This window comes from Nonomuraea sp. NPDC049784, assembly GCF_040659615.1.
Taxonomy (GTDB): domain Bacteria; phylum Actinomycetota; class Actinomycetes; order Streptosporangiales; family Streptosporangiaceae; genus Nonomuraea.
The window spans coordinates 1-2,824 of sequence record NZ_JBFAMX010000948.1 but is presented as its reverse complement, the minus strand read 5'-3'; the positions used below and the strand labels follow the sequence as shown (position 1 = coordinate 2,824).

Annotated in this window: 3 protein-coding genes; all 3 read right to left on the bottom strand. The window is 69.6% G+C overall.

The window, feature by feature from the left end; all coding sequences use genetic code 11:
* Nucleotides 1-315 precede the first annotated feature (315 nt).
* Complete coding sequence (locus tag AB0J09_RS61495) at nt 316-720, bottom strand: DUF3040 domain-containing protein (protein WP_360713322.1); 405 nt, start codon at nt 718-720, stop codon at nt 316-318.
* Between the two features lie 230 nt (nt 721-950).
* Nucleotides 951-2,192, bottom strand: a complete 1,242-nt coding sequence (dinB, locus tag AB0J09_RS61490; RefSeq protein WP_360713320.1) for a DNA polymerase IV — start codon at nt 2,190-2,192, stop codon at nt 951-953.
* A gap of 27 nt (nt 2,193-2,219) precedes the next feature.
* A partial coding sequence (locus tag AB0J09_RS61485; RefSeq protein ID WP_360713318.1) for a methyltransferase domain-containing protein occupies nt 2,220-2,824 on the bottom strand: 605 nt, incomplete at its 5' end.

Sequence of the window (2,824 nt, the reverse complement as noted above, 5' to 3'; positions counted from 1 at the left end):
GTCGACGCTGCGGCGGCTGCGGGCCGTGGGAGAGCGGCTGCTTGACGGGTTCGACCTGCTGGAGAACATCAGGCTGCGGCGGACGGCGGCCCACAAGGGCTCCTGACCGACGCGTCCGGCCGTTCCCTTGAGGAGGGGACGGCCGGACCGGTCACGACACGCAGGGGAACGGCCGAGCCGGTCAGCCTCCACGACAACCAGGGGGACGCCCGGGCCGGTCGGCCTCCAGCACGATGGCCGGAGAGCGGCCGGTCAGGTCGCTACCAACACGACGGCCGCCCGGACACGTGCCGGGCGGCTCCGCCGGATCGGCGGTCAGCGATCGTCGTGACGGCGGCGCCAGCGCTCTTCCATGCGCTCCATGAAGCTGCCCCGGTTGCGGCGGGCCTGCTTGCCCGGAGGGGTGGCCGTACCGGAGGCGGGAGGGGACTCACCGAACCCATTCATGCGTTTCCAACTGGACAAGCCCCACAGACACGCGGCGAGCATGACCACGAAACCGCCGACGCCGAGCGGGATCAGCGCACTGCCACTCATCACCACGCCGACCATCATGATGACGACGCCGAGAGCAAAGCCGATGGAGGCCTTGATCAGGCGACGCTTGTAATGGCTGCGCGGGTCACTGATCCTTACGGTGTTGGCCCACTTCGGGTCCTCGGCGTAGAGGGCCTGCTCGATCTGGTCGAGCAAGCGCTGCTCGTGCTCAGAGAGCGGCACGGCGCCTCCCAAGGACGGCCCCAGGACGGGGAAGACGGCAACGGACGACACGGGGTGTCCGAACCTCGCGGTCGGTTATCCCCAGAATACGAGGCTGTAGACGTAGGCGAAAGCAAACGTCCAACGCAGACCAAACCGGAGGTGTCGTCATGGGTCCATTGTGACCCATCTCGCCCCCTTTCCCCCAAAATCGCCACACCTTACGCCCTCAGCAAATCCGGACATCGGCGTCATGTCTCTGCTTCATCAAGCTTGCCACGTACGAGCGAGGCTGGGAGCACCGCATCGGGACCGAATCTCCGGATCGCCTTGTCCATCGCCTGTTCGGCCTCGCGCCAGCCGGTCTCCCGCTCCCCGATGCTGAGCTGCCGGGTGGCCTCCTCGGCCGGCCGCAGGTTTTCCATCCGGACTCCGACCAGGCGCAGCCGCACGCGCTGGAGGCCGGCCGCCTCGAACAGCTCGCAGGCGGTCGTGTAGATCACCTGAGCCACGTCGGTCGGCTCGCGCAGGGTACGCGAGCGGTTGATGGTGGTGAAATCGGCTCGGCGTAGCTTCACACTTACAGTCCTTCCCACATGGCCGCCCTTACGCATCCTGGCGGCCACTCGCTCGGAAAGACGCAGCAGCTCCCGCTTGATCACCTCGGGATCGTCCACGTCGGACGCGAACGTCTCCTCGTTGCCGATGCTCTTGTCGGGCACGTGGGAGGTCACCGCCCGCTCGTCGCGGCCCCACGCCAGCGCCGCCAGATGGCCGCCCACGGCCTGGCCGAGCTCGCGCTGGAGGGTGGCGGGCGGCACTCTGGCCAGGTCGCCGACGGTGCGGATGCCGAGGCGTACGAGAGACTGCTCGGTGCGCTCGCCGACGCCCCACAACGCCGACACCGGCAGCGGGTGGAGGAAGTCCACGACCTGGCCGGCGGGCACCACCAGCAACCCGTCGGGCTTGCACTGCTTGGACGCCAGTTTCGCCACGAATTTGCTGCTGGCCACGCCGACCGAGCACGTGATGCCGTAACGGTCGAGGACCTGCTCTCTGATCATGGCGGCGATGGCGGCGGGCGGGCCGAGCCTGCGCCTGGCACCCCCGACGTCGAGGAACGCCTCGTCGGACGCGATGGGCTCGACCAGCGGAGTGATCGTATGGAAGATCTCCATGACGCCCTTGGAGACCTCGGAGTATTTGCCGTGGCTGGGCGGGATGATCGTGGCCTGCGGGCAGAGCCGGCGCGCCCTGCTCATCGGCATCGCGGAGTGCACGCCGTGGGCCCTGGCCTCGTACGTGGCGCTGAGCACGACGCCGCGCCCGGCGGGCGAGCCCACGATCACCGGGCGGCCGCGCAGCTCGGGGCGGTCGAGCAGCTCGACACTGGCGAAGAAGGCGTCCATGTCGACGTGGAGGATCGGGCAGCCGCTGTCATCGGCCCCGGTACGCGGAGTGGGGCCGATGCCTGTGATCTGCTTGCGAGACACGCCGCCGATTCTATCCGAACAGGCGTTCTATAGCCTATGGCCGAGCACGTGCAACTGCGTGGCGATGTCTCTCAGCACGGGGTGAGTGGCGGCGACCTGTTCGAGCGCGACGAGCGCCTCCGACGCGCCGGGCTCGCCGTCGACGAGCCTGCTCGGCACCAGGTCGGTGAAGACCCGGACGCCGTGGACGGCGCTCACGGAGAACCCGGTCGCGGTCAGCAGCTCGGCGAGCGCCTCCGCGGCGAAGCGCCTCGGCGTGGGATCGCGGTCGCCCCACGTGCCCTCGGGATCGTCCAGCACGGCCCGCGCCTCGTCGAACTGGCCCGCGAGCGCCCGATGAATGGCGCTGGCGACGGGGTTGGCGGCCAGCACGCTCACCGCGCCGCCCCTGCGCAGCACGCCCGCGACGGCGGTCAGCGCGCTGATCGGGTCTTCGACGTATTCGAGCACGCTGTGACACAGGACCAGGTCGGCGTTGTCCCGGCTGAGCAGCTCGCCCAGGCCGTCGGCGTCGCCCTGCAGGGCCCGCACGCCCACGCCCTTCTCCTTGGCACGGCGTTCGAGCGCGGCCAGCGAGTCGGGGCTCGGGTCGACGACGGTCACGCTGTGGCCCAGCGCTGCCAGCGGCACAG